The sequence below is a fragment of the Pseudomonas sp. YY-1 genome, assembly GCF_002843095.1.
Classification (GTDB): Bacteria; Pseudomonadota; Gammaproteobacteria; order Pseudomonadales; family Pseudomonadaceae; genus Aquipseudomonas; species Aquipseudomonas sediminis_A.
Genome location: NZ_PJLX01000024.1, coordinates 18,184 through 34,770 on the forward strand (window position 1 = coordinate 18,184; position 16,587 = coordinate 34,770).

11 protein-coding genes are annotated in these 16,587 nt (G+C 54.6%); 6 read left to right on the forward strand and 5 right to left on the reverse strand.

What is annotated here, in order from left to right:
• Positions 1-8: 8 nt before the first annotated feature.
• The 5 genes from CXP40_RS23155 to CXP40_RS23175 all read right to left on the reverse strand — a co-directional run bounded on the left by CXP40_RS23155 (position 9) and on the right by CXP40_RS23175 (position 5,910).
• Positions 9-341 carry a hypothetical protein gene (locus CXP40_RS23155; protein WP_106735637.1) on the reverse strand — a complete coding sequence of 111 codons (333 nt, stop codon included), beginning with the start codon at positions 339-341 and terminating at the stop codon, positions 9-11.
• Entirely contained in the window at positions 335-2,212 is a 1,878-nt protein-coding gene (locus tag CXP40_RS23160) for a TniQ family protein (RefSeq protein WP_106735638.1), read from the reverse strand. The genes CXP40_RS23155 and CXP40_RS23160 overlap by 7 nt, the downstream gene beginning before the upstream one ends.
• Before the next feature lie 11 nt (positions 2,213-2,223).
• Entirely contained in the window at positions 2,224-3,231 is a 1,008-nt protein-coding gene (locus CXP40_RS23165) for a TniB family NTP-binding protein (RefSeq protein WP_106735639.1), read from the reverse strand.
• Positions 3,228-5,186: a DDE-type integrase/transposase/recombinase gene (locus CXP40_RS23170; protein WP_106735640.1), complete on the reverse strand. Its 1,959-nt coding sequence runs from the start codon at positions 5,184-5,186 to the stop codon at positions 3,228-3,230. Before CXP40_RS23170 ends, CXP40_RS23165 begins: the two co-directional genes overlap by 4 nt.
• 1 nt (position 5,187) lies before the next feature.
• The gene (locus CXP40_RS23175) at positions 5,188-5,910 is read right to left on the reverse strand and encodes a hypothetical protein (protein ID WP_106735641.1); all 723 of its coding nucleotides are present in this window, start codon (positions 5,908-5,910) and stop codon (positions 5,188-5,190) included.
• 103 nt (positions 5,911-6,013) lie between these two features.
• Here CXP40_RS23175 and CXP40_RS23180 point away from each other — a divergent pair, with 103 nt between their 5' ends.
• The 6 genes from CXP40_RS23180 (at position 6,014) to CXP40_RS23205 (ending at position 16,381) form a co-directional block, all read left to right on the forward strand.
• Positions 6,014-7,069 (forward strand): hypothetical protein, encoded by a 1,056-nt coding sequence (locus tag CXP40_RS23180; RefSeq protein ID WP_106735642.1) that lies wholly within the window; start codon positions 6,014-6,016, stop codon positions 7,067-7,069.
• A 373-nt stretch (positions 7,070-7,442) separates the two neighbouring features.
• The gene (locus CXP40_RS23185; RefSeq protein ID WP_106735643.1) at positions 7,443-7,697 is read left to right on the forward strand and encodes a DUF4258 domain-containing protein; all 255 of its coding nucleotides are present in this window, start codon (positions 7,443-7,445) and stop codon (positions 7,695-7,697) included.
• Positions 7,698-7,731: 34 nt separating this feature from the next.
• Complete coding sequence (locus CXP40_RS23190) at positions 7,732-9,498, forward strand: type I restriction-modification system subunit M/S (RefSeq protein WP_106735644.1); 1,767 nt, start codon at positions 7,732-7,734, stop codon at positions 9,496-9,498.
• Between the two features lie 82 nt (positions 9,499-9,580).
• Positions 9,581-11,818, forward strand: coding sequence for a class I SAM-dependent DNA methyltransferase (locus CXP40_RS23195; protein WP_177429710.1), 2,238 nt, complete (start codon positions 9,581-9,583; stop codon positions 11,816-11,818).
• Positions 11,818-13,161, forward strand: coding sequence for a restriction endonuclease subunit S (locus CXP40_RS23200; RefSeq protein WP_106735646.1), 1,344 nt, complete (start codon positions 11,818-11,820; stop codon positions 13,159-13,161). The genes CXP40_RS23195 and CXP40_RS23200 overlap by 1 nt, the downstream gene beginning before the upstream one ends.
• A 181-nt stretch (positions 13,162-13,342) precedes the next feature.
• Positions 13,343-16,381, forward strand: coding sequence for a type I restriction endonuclease subunit R (locus CXP40_RS23205; RefSeq protein ID WP_106735647.1), 3,039 nt, complete (start codon positions 13,343-13,345; stop codon positions 16,379-16,381).
• Positions 16,382-16,587 lie beyond the last annotated feature (206 nt).

Sequence of the window (16,587 nt, forward strand, 5' to 3'; positions counted from 1 at the left end):
CCGGGCTCTCAATGCAGGCACCAGTGCGACTGCGCCACCCGCGCGGTGTCGAACAGGTCGATGAGGTGCAGCAGCGACTGCCGCCCCCCACGGGAAAAATTCACGACGACCAGACAATCCTGCTCGCGCGTTTTGATCAACCAACGCGGGCCGCAGTCGATGATCTGCGTGATGCTCCCAGAGATCAGTTTTTCCCCTCTGGCATATCCCCAAGTCTTGTACGCAGTCCCAACCAGGCAACCGGACACCACCTTGGCGTCGACGATGTAGCCTGTGATGACTTCGGGGTAATCATCGAGCAGGGCATCGGCCAGCTTGGCTTTCTTGAGTAGCGTCAGCATGGGGACTCCTCCAGCTGATCAGCGAGCTCCCGGATAGTGGGTTTTCTCAGCTGCGCAGCGCGGGCAAGGTCAGCATTTCGCACCAGCAAACCACGTAGGCCACCCACGGAATCCTGAGGGGGCGTGATGACTTCAATCTTGGCGGGACGCCAGGACTGCATTAGGTACAAGGTCTTGGTCTTGAGCTGTTTGGATATCTCAGCGGTGGGGCTGTATGTCAGCAGAAACTCGATCAGCGCGGAGACCAGAACGACATCGCGCTTGGCCTTGCCATGCGTCTGAACGATGCTTTTGAGGTATCCACCTTGAATCCATTTTTTGATCACACCAGGTTTCCAGCCAGACACCTGAGCCAAGTCATCAACACTGAACGCAACGTCAGGATCGTTGTCACGAACACGCTGCTCGATCTCCGTCTTGTCGAATTGCAAGCCGGCCAGCCCATCCAGTGAGCTGACGTGAGCCACAGGCCGAACAATGCCTTGCAGGATGTCCTGCAAAACGCCCACGATCTTGCTGTTAGAAATACCGTGCTTGGCGGAGATGTCTTGAATGCCGATCAGCTGTGCTGCTCTGGGCTTTTTGTGGACACATCCCACTAGTTGCTGAATCACCTGATCGACATCTGCGACTCGGAATTCGCCGGCCACGAGTACCGGTCGCTCGGTGCGCTTGTAGCGACGCAAGCCCCCTGCCTGGATAAACCGCTCGAAGAAATTCTTCGAGACGTTCAGACGCTGACGGGCTTCCGTCGAGGAGAGATAGCTAGCTCGATTAGCTGCAATCTGGTCGAGTGTTGAGCGGTGAACGGCAATGAATCGACTCTTGCCCTCCTGATGTACTCGCCCCTCAACCTGCTGCGTAATCACCAGGTTGGCCAAGATGTCGGGAGCCACGCCCAGAAGCCGTGCAGCCTCTGCCGCAGAGAACCAACTCATTGCATCAGCGTTGCCAGCACCAAACATCTGAGCGCGTGAGCTGACGCCCAGCCTCCCATCGAAGTGCTCAGCGACCTGTGCCTTGAAGCGATCCCGCAGAAAATCAAAGCTCGACGCCGCATAGGTACTGAAAAGCGCCCGGTACCAGGTGCCAATTCGACCAGCCAGGCTGACCCCTTCCCCCTGACCGAGCTGCTCTTTCAAGGTGGCATCGAAACGCTGTGGCCAGTCTCCCAACAGCGATTCCAGATGGCCCACCATAGCCACGGAGTCTTCGACAGAGGAGTTGGCAGCAAAGCGAAACTTCGTGGGAAGCTGATCACTCATGCGACCCTGCGCTTTGGCCAGCATCAGCATAAACGCGGGTAGCCGTGGCTCAAAACTCAGCTGATTAAGGGGTGCCGGGAGCGCCTGCCGAGTTGGCGCAGAGTCGTTTGCCAATAGCGCCGACAGCCCAGCAGCAAAGGCCGATGACGGCGCACTGATGGCGTGGCGATAGTCATAGCCACAATCACAGTGCATCAACAATCGTCGGGTCAGACTGATCGGCTCTGCACACTGTGGACACTGGCTGAGCAGTTCCGTCTGATGCACTGAGCAGGCGGTTACCAGCAGATGAGACCAGGCCTCACGCGCCACTCCCTCATCAGCCAAACACCGAGGGCACACAGGCGAACACTGACTGCGCAAAAACGCTTTTTGTCCCAAGTAAGGCGCTTGGCCTGCACTCACTGGCATCAGATCATGCTCAGCCAGCTCAAAACACTCTCGGAGCAGCTCTAGCTCTTCCGCCGAGTAACTGACCTTCATAGCCAGGCCGACGTCAGCCAGCAGTACATGCGCTGTGCCGTAACCATTTAGCTCTGCTTTGCGCATGAGCAAGGAGTTCAAGCTTTCACCCGGCTTGAGGCTGACACTCTGAAAAAATGACATGGCTTAGCCCCTTACAGCTTGGGAATCGGCAAATGCGCCTGCTGGAGCACGCGTACATATTCCGCGTTCAGCTCCTGTTCCGAGATCTGGGTGCTCGGTGAGAACGGATTACCGGCAAACGGTTGATGGTTAATCCCATGGGCGTAGGCCTTGGCCAGGCATTTCATGTCGATCACTTTTCGCCCGTTATCGGTCTCGGCATGGCTGAGGAAGTCGATCAGCACGCCAAAGCGCCCCATACAGGCGGCATACAGAGGCTTAAGTGAGTCAGGGTCATCTAGCACGGTCTTCCAGCCGTGCTCGCGATAGGCCTCTGCGATCAACGCCACCCCGTCGGCAAAGTCCTGGCGGTGTCTATCGCTGCTCCAGGCGTAGGGATATACCAGCTCTGTCGCCAAGCAGCGCCTTTGGAAGGAAGCATCAAAGTTGATAAAGCGCTGAGCCGTCGGCAGCCCCACCAAGATCAACGAAACTTCGGACTCTTCGAGGATGAATTGCAGAAAGTTCACTGCAATTTTCATTTTCGCTTCGCTGAGGTTTTCGGCCAGATGCTGGACTTCATCGAAGATGATCGTGCTGACCTCAACAACTTTCAGTTGCCCCACTGCCTGCTCGACCACATCCGAGGTACTGCTTCTGCTTAACACACGACCTTGCAGGCCGCGAATGATGCTCAAGGCCATTGATCGTTGATTCGGCTCCACTGGACAGGTCACACGGATCACCGGCTTGACGATCTTGCCTTCCGCATTTTTCTGCGGAGGAAAGTCAGCGAGCCAAGTTGCAATCGTATCCGTCTTCCCCGTTCCCGCCGGCCCCAATAACGGCAAAATCTGTGGATCACGTTTCTGTGCCTGTGCCTGTGCCTGTGCCTGTGCCTGTGCCTGTGCCTGTGCCATCACGTTGAAGCCACGCTCATGTGCTCGCAANATCACGTTGAAGCCACGCTCATGTGCTCGCAACAAAGCGCCATGGATAAATGCCTCCGAACGCACCACCTTTGTCGCCAGATTCGTCATTGCTTTTTCCTCCGGTGGGGTTTCACTGCCGCCTCGATGGGATCCGGCGATACCAGCGGCACGTCGGCCACCGGCTGCTGAGAAGCAGTCGTGATCGCTGCTTGGGCGCGCTCGATGTCGCGCTCAGCCTGGCGATTGCGGTTAATACGCCCCCGTTTGCCCTTGCTGGCATGGGCGTCCTCGATGATCTGATGTTGATTCTGCACATGCTCGGTTCTTGAAATCTCAAGATCCGTTTTGTAGTTCAAACTGCGGTAATACTTGGCCTGCTCAAAACTCATCGCCGGCATATGTGGGTTTTTGTTCGGCACCACACGCCAGCTTTTGCTGTCAGTATCGAAAACATGGATCGCGCTGCAATCGATGGGATTCACATACGCTTCGACTTTCTGCTTACCATTGGTCTTATACAGTGCAGAAATATATTCATTCTGGTATTGCTGGCATTGATAGTTGAGTCCCTCACGCGTCACATTGAGTTTGACCTCTAGATGATGACGACAGGCTTCCAGAAGCTCTTCGGCTGAGGGCGCTGGAAATAGCACATATTGCTGGCTCAAGATCTCTAGCGCCTGAGCCGGGGAGCAAGCACGATTAAACTTACTCGTTAGACGGTCGCTATGTTTTAGGTGATACGTGTCCGTGATCCAGCGGATAATCAGCGAATTCAATTCATCGAGTGTGAGCTTTGCCGTTTTCTCAGCATTCTCTAAGGCATGCTCTTCACGCTTGTCATGCGAGTATTTCGCGCCAGGCAATTTTTTGATCAACATCGTGTGCAAGCTGCCAAAAAAACGTTCGATAAAGGGTTTTTGGTAGGGGGCGCCAGCGATGCAGTATTCGAGCATCATCGACAAATAACGGGCAGCTTTTACGACCATCGGGCCATGGCAGTCGGCGCCGTTATCCATCACCAAGACGCGAATGTCGGCTGGTGCAGGCCAATGGTGAATACAACCGTGCTGTTGACGAAACGCTTCACCTTTCGGTGAAAAAGCAAACTGGAGAGCTTGCAGAACGCCGATCTGACTGGCCGGCTGAATAGTCAGAAAGATACCGACAATCGTCTGCGTCGCAGTGTCGATAAGCGCGTAAAGAGTCGGACTTCCGATGATGTTACCGAACGCATCGACGAGCAAAATATCCAATACGGTTGAGTCCAGTTCAACTCGCGCATAAGGCTCTTGCACATCGAAAAAGTGCAAGGCATTGCGCATGATCAAACGAAACGTCTTTTGGTTCAGTCGGCCTTTCAATTGCTTAATATTGAGGTTTTCAATAATTCGACCGACTGCGCGCCGTGAAATACCGCCCAGTTCAACATTCAGCTCAGCGGATTTTTTGTCGCACCGAATATTAATGATTTCGACAATGTCTTTAACACTGAACCCTGAGCTATTGCAGTATTTCTCTTCCAACACATTGATGATGATTTCTTCAACATGTGGATCCAGCGACAACGAACGATGTACACCCCGCAGTGAATATTTGGGTGCTAGACAATTTGGCGACTTAGCCTGCTTATAGATCTGCCAGTAGCGCTCAATGCTACGCCGGCCTGGAATTTTTCGCTTGCCGCCGTATTCTTCCTTAATTTTCTCGTAGATATAATCCCAAGTGCTGTTATCGATGTATTTCAGAATGATATCGATGTACTGCTGACGTTCCTCCAGCACTTTACTTTCATTGCCCATGAGTTTCCGGGGCTCGAAAACTTCTTCGACACCTTCGGCGTTCTGCTTGCAGACCACCAGTCGAAGCTCACCCGCCGCTACCCGATTACGGAACTCATTGCTTTCATAAACGTAGGTTTCACCCACCGGGCCCAGCAGCACCACTTGCTGGGCTTTGGTGTGGATAGTGTCGATCACATACTGTCGGCCATCACAGCCTGCAACCAGGCCACCGACTTTGTAGCGCCGTGGACTGAGGTAGCTGTCGTTGAGTACGGCCATGTCACAGCTCCACGAACATCAGGTGATCAAGGCTGCCATGCGCCGCTTCAACCCAACTGTTGCTGTCAAATAGGGACTGCCTCAGATCCGCGCACAGCACCCCATGGGCTAGCCCAAAGAAAATGTCGGCGTTCGATAGACCGGCAGATTGCTTGAGGGCCTGGGTCAACCAACGCTGCTGATGCGCCAGGGCCTTGTGGAGTTTTTCAATCGCCAACTCGGCGTGATGTCGTTGCCCCTCACTCGTGGCTTTCAGCAGGTTTTCCAGATTGGAAATGAAAACAGGGGTGAACTGTTCTTCCGTCAATGTGGTGAACGACTTGCCGTACTTGTTGAGGACTTTCTTAGCCAGTGCATGTTTTTCGCCGTGCTTCGCCAAAAACGCACTCGGCTTGCTCTCACACACTCCCTGCTGACCATCATCGCGCTCATACGCACTGTCGGCGGTGTAGCGACGTACAGCTTTGCCGCCACGCTTGGGCAAGTCCGCCAGGCGATCCACCAGGGTCTCGTTGTCCAGATCGATGCACACCGCCTGATCCCACAGCCGCTTGATTCCCACTTGCACGCTCAACAGCAGCAGGTGGTTGCGCTCCAGAAAGCTTTGACCCGCAACCCAACCCGCGTCATTACGCGGTGTTGGCACGACATAGGCCTTGTGGCCACGCTTAACGCGCTTGGCTACATCGCGAACAGGTTTACGATTTTTTGCTCTGGAAGGCATGTTTAGTGGAATCTCCTAGAAAGGACATTTACATTCATAGTCAGACTTGGTAGGGTTGTCAACAAATTTAAATGACAGTCCAACTTAAACCAGAGAAACCGCTATGGGCCGCCGCGTCGACACCAGTTGGTATGACACTTACCAAGAGGGCATCGCTTTGGAGCAGCAACCCCGCGAACAGCGCTTCAGCGATCCGGAAGTCGCCACTCAACTGGGCCTGAAACCCAAGACTTGGTCACGCATCAAAATCGCCGGGCGCTTTTTGGATGGACTCACACCGGCCTTTGACAGGGCCACACTGCACTGCGGTTATGCTCCCCTAGAGCGCCTGGCCAAGCTGGGATCGATTGCCCCCGAGGTCGCACAAGAGGTACTCCATGCGGTACTGAGCAACCAGCTGAAATTGCATGAACTCGAAGCACTGGTTCGCAACCAGGCTGCCACCACAGCGGAAAACCCAGCTCCACGCCCCCTCCGCGCGACCGCCTCTAAACACGCGCTGTACCAGCGCATGGAAGACTTTTTTAGCGCCTCAGACCTGTACGTGTTTGATGCCTACCAAGGGCGCGTGCTACGTCGGCGCAGCACCTTGGGCGCTCCGGGTGGTTACTATGTGTACAACGCTAAAGGCAAGCTCACCTGCGTGGTGCTATGCATTCAGCCGGGTGCGTGGCGCGATCCAACCACCGCAGCACGGGAGCTCTATGAGCACGCGCTGTCGCAACGCGCGGTGGCACCGCACATCTGGTGTGTGTTCGAGCGGGCTAACGTGGTGCTCCAGCGCCTGGCCGAACTCAGCCTGCATTGGGGCGGTTCACCTTATGACCCTAAAGGGCAGTGGCTGTACTTGGCGCATTTCGACGACCATGGCGTGCTAGAGGTGCTGTTCGAACAGTACTTCACCCAACTGATCAAACAGCTTCGGACTGGCGCAGGGCTGATTGAGCGGGCGGAGTTGTACTGCTCGATAGAGGCAGCCGATGGGCAACCCTCTGGCGAGTTGGTGGCCTTACGTCCGCTGTTAAAGCTGCCGAAGCATCCCACCAAAAGCCGACTGTTCCGCGAAGTCGTCCAATCCCGTATCAAGGCCGTGGGCGAAGGGGCTAACGCCAGCCCAGTTGAGAGACGCGGCGCCCTGGAAGTCGATCTCGACATGTAGTAGCACGTGCATGACCCGCAGGACTGCGCGTAATAGGGCGTTATGGTCAATCAGGCTCATCGCAGGCTAGTGCGCTGGATGCCAGAAGGGGCATAAGTGGCTGCCGGCTTAGGTGTTCTGGTAGCCCAACATCTGTAGTAGAGGCTCTCACAGACTATCCAGCGCTTCAGAAGCAACCTGCCGCGTACGATGATGGCAGGTTCTTTTACATGGCCTTCGTAGCCTACCTATCCCAGCAAAATACGGTGCCCTCTCAGCACACAGAGAGAGAATTACACTGATGCTTATTTTACGCATTAATTGCTTACTTGACGCACCGAAAGCTTTCACCTAATCTGAAGCCCATGTTCACCACTCCATGGAGCAGAACACCATGCACACCACCCACCACTGCAAGGCACGGCAATCCCAGCGCGGGATCTCACTCGACATGGTCGATTACGTCCTGGCCCATGGTTCGCAGGAGAAAGACAAAGTCGTGTTCGGTAAGAAGGAAGCGAAGCAGCGCTTAGCGGCTCTGGATCGCGAACGCCGCCTGCTGATGAAAATAAACGACAAAGGTGGCGTGGTGGTGGTCGCCGACGGTGAAGCGCTGATCACAACCTACAACTGCTCGCAGCGCCACTGAACGCATTACGCTCCCCAGACAGCACGGAAAAACCATGAACGACAAAGTCCTCTGGCAACTGCTCGACACTATTCGAGGCACTGGCACAGCCCCTTACAATGCTCTGTCCCTCGTCCTACAGTTGCTGTGTTGGTGGAAGCTCTCCAAGGAGCCGGTACTACCAGAACACCTTCGTTTCGAGGTGTTCTGCGAGCAGAACACCTCCTCGCAGTTGGAGGCTCTACGGAGCGTACAGCAACACACTCGCCACCCATTCTTAGATGAAGGTGCATGGAAAGGGCTTCACGGGGCGAGCGACCTTTCTGTTTTAACCCAGAAAATCCGCTTGCTAGGGACTCAAGGCCTGCTCGATACACTGCTGCTGGATGACGCAGCGCATTGGAGTAACGATCCGCGCAGTGAGACCGCCAGCTACTCGCCCAGCCTTTGCGAGTTGATGGTGTCTCTGGCCCATGTCGACCAAGCCCAAAATATCTACATACCGTGGGAAACCTCTGGTCAATTGGCTGCCCGTATTGCTCGAACCGGCGCAAGCCTCTGGGTTGAGTCGCAAGTGCAAAGCACCTGCGCTCAGATGCTCAACCTGGTAGGCGGGGTGAACTGGGAATTGCATGCTACCGACCCTTTGAGAGCCCCAAGAGCTATCAACCAAGGAAAGCTGGTTCAGTTCGATGCGGCCATTTGCTTCCCACCGATGGGAGTGAAATACCCAAATGAAATCTACAATGGCGATCTTTGGGAGCGTTTCACCGAAAAAACCCAGGTCGGCAATGTGCTGCAAATCCGTCACCTGCTCGCACAGACACAAGGGCTAGCTGTTCTGACAGTTCAAAGCTCCGTGCTATTCGGCAAGGGGATCGAGCGGCAGCTGCGCGAAGATCTAGTCAGTCGGGGCCAAATCCGCACGATTATCGCCTTGCCCGGCGGGCTGTTCAGCCACACGCAAATTCCAATCAATATCCTTGTTCTAGACAGCAAGCGTCGAAATGAATCGATCCGCTTTGTGAATGGCAACCATGAGGCATTCATAGAGGCCTCCGGCAGAAGGCGCGTGGATCTGAAGGACATAGATGCGCTGCTGCAACTGGTAGCGAGCGACGATGCCTCCCCATTTGCCAGGAATGTGACGGCTGAGGAAATAGCCCACAGCGACTTCAGCCTTGAGGCCAGTCGCTATGTCCAGGATGAGTCTGCACAGAAGCTGAGCAATACCCTCAAGCGCTATCCACTGCGCAAGCTGGGGGACTTCTTTGAAATCCTTCGTCCCAGGCAACACAGCACTGCCTCAGAGGGTGCAGAGGTCAACGAGGTGCTGGCCCAAGACATTCCATCGTTCGGCTATATCCGCAGTGCCAGCAAAGAAGCATTGTTCGACCTGCAATCGCCCAAGGCAGACAGCTACTTCATCAAGCCTGACGACATTCTGATGACTTTCAAAGGTGTCGTAGGCAAGGCAGGCATAGCTGGCGACGTCCCGCCGCCTGGCCAGAACAGCTGGGTAGCAGGGCAATCATTAGTGCTCTTGCGCAGCCGATTCCCCGATCAATACCCTCCCAAAGCGCTGCTGATACTCCTGAGATCCGCAATTGGGCAGGGCTTGCTTAATCAAGCAGCAGTGGGGGCAACCATCCCCTCCATTCAGCTTTCGACCCTTAAGAACATTGAAATTCCAGTGCCTCCTTTGCCGACCATGCACGCCATGGTGCAAGCATTCGATGAAGAGGCACGGATCCAGACAGAAATTGAAATCCTTTGCCGCCAGCAAACCGAGCTAACCAGCGCGTTCTGGTCACTCCAATAGCCCGCCAAACAATGAACGGATGAGCCACCTGCTAATGGTCTGAAGACATCCGTAACGAATCGAACACTTTTAGGAACTGATCATGCAAAACGTTCAACATCAAAACCTAGTCGGCTTCATCTGGAATATCGCCAACAAGCTGCGTGGGCCCTATCGTCCGCCACAGTACCGTCGCGTGATGCTGCCGCTAATTGTGCTGCGTCGCTTTGATCTGGTACTGGCTGAGAACAAGCAGAAGGTGCTGGACGAAAAGAAACGCCTGGAAGACAAAGGCATCACCGGCCCAGCGCTAGAGAAGGCGCTCTCACGTATCGCCGCTACCGACCGCAAGCAAGAGCTGTTTAACACCAGTGGCTTCACGTTTGAGAAACTGCTGGGCGATGCACCCAACATTGCCGGCAACTTGATCGCCTATATCCAGGGCTTCTCGCCACGCGCCCGCGACATCTTCGACAAGTTTGAGTTTGAGGCCGAGATCGCCAAGCTGGACGAGGCGAACCGGCTCTACCTCATCATCAAGGAGTTCTGCTCCGCAGACATCAACCTCTCGCCCAAAGCCATCAGTAATTTACAGATGGGCTATCTGTTCGAAGAGCTGGTGCGTAAGTTCAACGAACAAGCCAACGAAGAAGCAGGGGATCACTTCACTCCACGGGAAGTCATTCGCCTCATGGTGCAGTTGCTGTTCACCGGCGAAGACGGCATCTACGAAAAAGGCATCTATCGCAGCGTGTATGACCCTACAGCGGGCACCGGCGGCATGCTGTCCGAATCAGAGAAGTTCATCTGCGGTGACGGCGTCACAAACGGCCTGAACCCAGATGCAAACATCGAGTTGTTCGGCCAGGAATACAACCCAGAGTCCTACGCCATCTGTTGTTCAGACTTGCTGATCAAGGACGAGCCGATCAATAACCTGATCTACGGCGACACCCTAGGCATCAAGGATGCCAAGAACAAGACCAACGGCTTTGTGCCGTACGATGGGCATCCGGGCAAGAGGTTCCACTACATGCTGGCCAACCCACCGTTTGGGGTGGAGTGGAAGCCTGAAGAAGATTACGTCCGAGAGGAATACAGCACGCACGGTTTCTATGGACGTTTCGGCGCAGGCCTGCCACGCATTAACGACGGCTCGCTGCTCTTTTTGCAGCACATGATCTCCAAGATGCACCAGCCGCCCAAGCTGATCGATGGCAAGAACGTCGGTGGCGACGGCTCCAAGATCGCCATCGTGTTCAATGGCTCCCCCCTGTTCACTGGTGACGCCGGATCGGGCGAGTCCAATATCCGCCGCTGGATCATCGAGCGCGACATGCTGGACGCCATCGTCGCCCTGCCTGACCAGATGTTCTACAACACAGGCATTTACACCTATGTCTGGATCGTCACCAACAAGAAGCCCGCTCATCGTCAAGGTAAGGTGCAGTTGATCGACGGAACCCGCCATTTCAAGAAGATGGACAAGAGCCTGGGCAATAAGCGCAACGAGCTCTCGGACGACCACATCAGGGAGCTGGTGCGCCTGTACGCCGAGCACGACCACGATGCGGAAAGTGAAGTGCTGGTGGACGGAAAGCCCGAACTCCGAGTTTGCAGCAAGGTCTTCGAGAACCGCGAGTTTGGCTTCCTCAAAATCACCGTTGAGCGCCCGCTGCGCTTGAACTTTCAGGCCAGCGCGGAGCGGATCGCCAAGCTTGATGACCAGAGCGCTTTCGTCAATTTAGCAAGCAGCAAGAAGCGTAAGGACGATGCAGCCTATCGCGCGGAAATCGCAGCGGGCCAAGAAACACAGGCAGCCATCAAGGCTGCGCTGCAAGGCATGGACAGTGAAACGCTGTACCTAAACCGCCCTGCTTTCGAGGCAGTGCTCCAAGCCGCCCTTAAGGAGACTGGTATCAAAGTTGGTGCGCCGGTGAAGAAAGCCATCCTGGCGGCGCTGTCGACGCGTGACCCCAAGGCAGATATCTGTCTTGATGCCAAGGGCAACCCGGAACCCGATGTCGATCTGCGCGATACGGAAATCGTGGCACTGCCGGTCGACATTGAATTGCCGCTGCCGTTGGGTTACGACAACGAAACCGCCCATGACAAGCTGTTGGCACTGGTGAAAGACCACTGCGAGAACTACCTCAAGGCTGAAGTCCTGCCACATGTGTCCGATGCCTGGATCGACCATAGCAAGACCAAAGTGGGCTACGAAATTCCGCTGAACCGACACTTCTACGTTTATCAGCCGCCGCGCCCGTTGGATGTGATTGCAGGCGAAATCAGCCAGCTGGAAAAAGACATCGTGGCCATGTTGAGCGAGGTAGTGTGATGACTAACTATCGCGCATATCCCGAGTATTCACCTGATGGTTTTCCTAACTCTTGGGAGCAGAAGCGTCTACGGTTCGCCCTGAGGATGAATCCCAGCAAGACCGAAATCGATCTTGATGATTCCGAGCTAGTTTCCTTCGTGCCGATGGATGCCGTTGGCGAATACGGCGGGATTCGCTTGGACGAAGAGAAAGAACTGAGCGAAATCGGCAGTGGATATACCTATTTCTGCGATGACGATGTAGTGGTGGCAAAAATCACCCCTTGCTTCGAAAACGGCAAGGGGTCAGTTGCCAAAGGATTGAAGAATAAAACAGCATTTGGAACAACTGAACTTCACGTAATGCGTGCTGGCCCCGAACATTTGGAGCCCCAGTTCCTCTTCTACCTGACCATTTCCGATCTATTCCGAAAGATTGGTGAGTCCGAGATGTACGGTGCTGGCGGACAAAAGCGAGTGCCAGAGAGCTTTATCAAGGACTTCCGGGCAGGTATCCCACCGATTAGGGAACAACAAGACATCGCCCGTTTCCTCGATTTCAAAACTGCGCAAATCGATGCCCTGATCGCAAAGAAAGTGGCCCTGCTCGACAAGCTGGCCGAAAAGCGCACAGCGCTCATCAGTCATGCCGTCACCAAGGGACTTGATCCGTCGGTGCCGATGAAGGATTCGGGAGTGGCGTGGTTGGGGGAGATTCCAGCTGACTGGACGACAAAGCGGCTTCGCTTCCTCACATCTATGGCCGGTGGAATGACCCCTGCCACGACTAACTCATATTACTGGGGCGGCAACACTCCTTGGATTACGCCCAAGGATATGAAGTGCGAATTTCTTTCAGGATCTATCGATACATTGACTGACGAAGCACTTCTAGAAACAGGCATTACTCTGCATGAAGCCGGTCGCGTGCTTATCGTGGTTCGGGGAATGATCCTTGCGCACACCTTTCCAGTTGCGATTAACACTGTCCCCACAACCGTCAATCAGGACATGAAAGCCCTGAGTACGAGCTTGGATTGTGAGTACCTCGCGCTTTTGCTTAGGGGGATACAGCCGTTGATTCTCAGTGTTGTAGAGGAGTCTGCACACGGTACGAAGGTGCTCCGCACTGATATTTTTAAGAACATCCGTCTGCCTGTACCACCAGTTGAAAGTCAGAAAATTATCGTCAAACGAATAACTTCATTGATTGCTAAGCTCGACCATCAAAAAAAACACATCGACTCCGTAATCGAGCGCCTACAAGAGTATCGCTCGGCGCTAATCACCAATGCTGTAACCGGAAAAATTGATGTACGCGGTTTTTCGGCTCCGCTGACCGCTGTCGAGTTGGCCAAGTGACTAAGCGCGCTTTGAGCATTCATCCAGACCCAGTGCTGAAAGCAGCCACCTGCAACGCGATAACACGATACGGCACTACTGGTATGCCGATCTCAATGTCAGGAGTTAGCTGATTCGGAAAGCAGCGTCATTGACGTGATGCGCTAGCAAGCCGAATCCCACGCATTTACGAGTGAGAGAGATGCACAAAGAAATCGACTTTGAAAACGACATCGAGCACACGCTGGTAAGCCTAGGTGGGTACGAGCAGGGTGACCCCAACACCTACGATCCGGATATCGCATTATTCCCGGCAGATGTCGTTGCTTTTGTGCAGAAGACGCAGCCAAAGATCTGGACTCGTCTGACCCAACTCGACGCCGCCAAGGCCTCGGCGATGTTGTTGGATAGCTTAGTGAAAGAGCTTGCCGTCAAAGGCGCGCTGGCGATCTTACGCGAAGGGTTCAAGTGCGTGGGCAAGACGGTGCGGCTTGCCTACTTTGCGCCCAACACTGGGCTCGACCCAGCAAGTACCGAGCGTTACGACGATAACCGCTTGACCATCGTGCGGCAGGTCAACACCAAGAGCGGGCCGATCCCCGATGTGGTGTTGGCGGTGAATGGCTTGCCTGTGGCCACGCTGGAGTTGAAGAACCCGATGTCGGCCACTCGCTGGAACGTGGAAAACGCAAAGTACCAGTACCGCTTTGAGCGCGACCCCAAAGAGCTGTTGTTCGCCTTCAAACAGCGTTGCCTGGTGCATTTTGCCGTGGACACCGAATTGGTCTTCATGACGACCAAGCTGGAGGGCAAGGACACATTCTTCCTGCCTTTCAATCTTGGGCATGACCACGGTGCCGGCAACCCGCCCGTTGAAGGCGATGTACGTACCGCCTACCTGTGGCGCAAGGTGCTTACACGCGACAGCTTGATGGACGTCCTTGCTCGGTTCATTCACCTGGACGTCGAGGAAAAGACCGTCGTCACCGAAAAAGGCATCAAGCGCCATAGCAAGGAGTCGATGATTTTCCCCCGCTACCATCAGCTGGATGCGGTTCGGGCACTGACCAACCACGCGCAAGTGCATGGTTCAGGGCACAACTACTTGATCCAGCATTCCGCTGGGTCAGGCAAATCTAACTCCATCGCCTGGCTAGCACATCGCCTCTCCAGCCTGCATGACGCCAACAACGAGAAAATCTTTCACTCAGTGGTAGTGATCACCGACCGTCGTGTGCTGGATCAACAGCTGCAAGACACAATTTTCCAGTTCGAGCACAAGCTGGGTGTTGTGCAGAAGATCGACGAAAATACGCAGCAGTTGGCCAAAGCTCTGGCCGATGGTGTGCCGATCATCATTTCCACCATCCAGAAGTTCCCCTTCATCACCCAAGCCATTCGCACTATGGAGGCCAACGGAAAAGGAGTGGCCATCTCGACGGCGGGCAAGCGTTTCGCGGTGATCGTGGACGAGGCGCACAGCTCGCAGAGCGGCGAAACGGCGATGGAGCTGCGCAAGATCCTGAACAAGGATGGCATTGAGTCCGCCATTGCCGAGCAGTTGCTGGATATGGACGACGATGCCTTGAGCGAAGAGGCAAAGAAGGAGTTGCTACGCGAACAACTCAAGCGCGCCAAACAACCCAACTTGAGCTTCTTTGCATTCACGGCGACGCCCAAGTTCAAGACTCTAGCCGTTTTCAATGAACCCGGCCCCAACGGCAAAGCGCCTTTCCACCACTACAGTATGCGGCAGGCCATCGAGGAAGGCTTCATTCACGACGTGTTGGCCCACTACACCTGTTACAAGCGCTACTACAAGCTGATCCAGAAGGTGGAGGCTGATCCGGAGGTACCGCGCCGGAAGGCCGCCCGCGCACTGGCGCGTTTCGTCGAATTTCACGACTACGAGATCGCGCAGAAGGTCGAAGTGATCGTGGAGCACTTCCGCACCCATAGTCGCCACAAGATTGGTGGTCGTGCCAAAGCGATGGTAGTGACCAGCTCGCGTGAGCACGCCGTGCGCTACAAGCTGGGGTTCGATAAGTACATCAAGGACAAGGGCTACACCGACGTGAAATCGCTGGTGGCATTCTCTGGCGAAATCACGCTCAAAGAGTTCGCCGATAAGAAATTCACCGAAGTGAACATGAACAACGGCATCAAGGAATCTGAGCTGCCTGAGAAATTCAACACCGAGGAATACCAAGTCTTGCTGGTGGCCGAGAAATACCAGACGGGCTTTGACCAGCCACTGTTGCACAGCATGTACGTCGACAAGCGTTTATCCGGCATCCAGGCGGTACAGACACTGTCGCGCCTGAATCGCACGACACGAGGTAAGACCGACACTTTCGTGCTCGATTTTGTCAACGAACCTGCGGACATCTACACCGCCTTCAAGCCCTATTACGAGAAAACGGACAAGGGCGACGACACCGATCCTCAACAACTCAACACGCTGGCACATACTCTGGCTAGCTGGAAAATTTACACAAGGGCAGAGGTCAGCGCTTGGTGCGAGATTTGGTTCCGCAACCGCCTGAACCCTACCGGTGGCGAGCACAAGAAATTGAATGGCCTGCTCGATCTGGCGATTGAGCGATTCAAGAAACTCGGGGAAGAAGACCAGAACCTGTTCAAGGGGCAGCTGGTCAGCTTCCGCAATCTGTACAGCTTTGTTTCTCAGATCGTCCCTTACCAGGACTCCGATCACGAGAAGCTGTACACCTATGCCCGTTTCCTACTGACCAAGCTGCCGCGCACGACGGACAATCGGACGGTGCAGGTCGACGATGAAGTCGAGCTCAAATACTACCGCCTGCAAAAAATCAGCGAGGGTGCAATTGATCTGAAAGCAGGCGAGGCGGACGCGCTTGAAGGCCCGAGTGATGTAGGTACAGGCCAAGCGGACGAGGATGTGCAACTCTCAACTTTGGTAGGCAAGCTCAATGAGCGTTTCGGCACAGAGTTCACCCCAGCAGACCAGCTCTTCTTCGATCAAGTCCGTGAAACCGCCGTAGCCAATGAGCAGTTACGACAGGCCGTTATGGCAAACAGCATCGAGAACTTCGAGCCAGTGTTCAACAAGCAGCTTGAGAACCTGTTCATTGAACGCATGGATGGCAACGAAGAAATCTTTGTACGTCTAATGAACGATGAGGCATTTAGGAATGTTGCTGCGAGCCATCTGATGAGGGCGGTGTATCAACAGATACGAAAGCCTGACCAAAATGTTTAAGGTTCGTACATGCAGCACCATAGTGAAGGCAACCAACTGACGCCACTGGCATCATTCCTTCAATGCTAAAAGCCCCCGCTGGTCTAACGACCAGCAGGGGCTTTTAGCAGGATCCTAGTTACTTTGGCCGAACCACTTAACTTTGGCCGAATGGGCAAATAACTTTGCCCACCTCCAGGCAGGGTGGCAGGGTGGCAGGGTGGCAG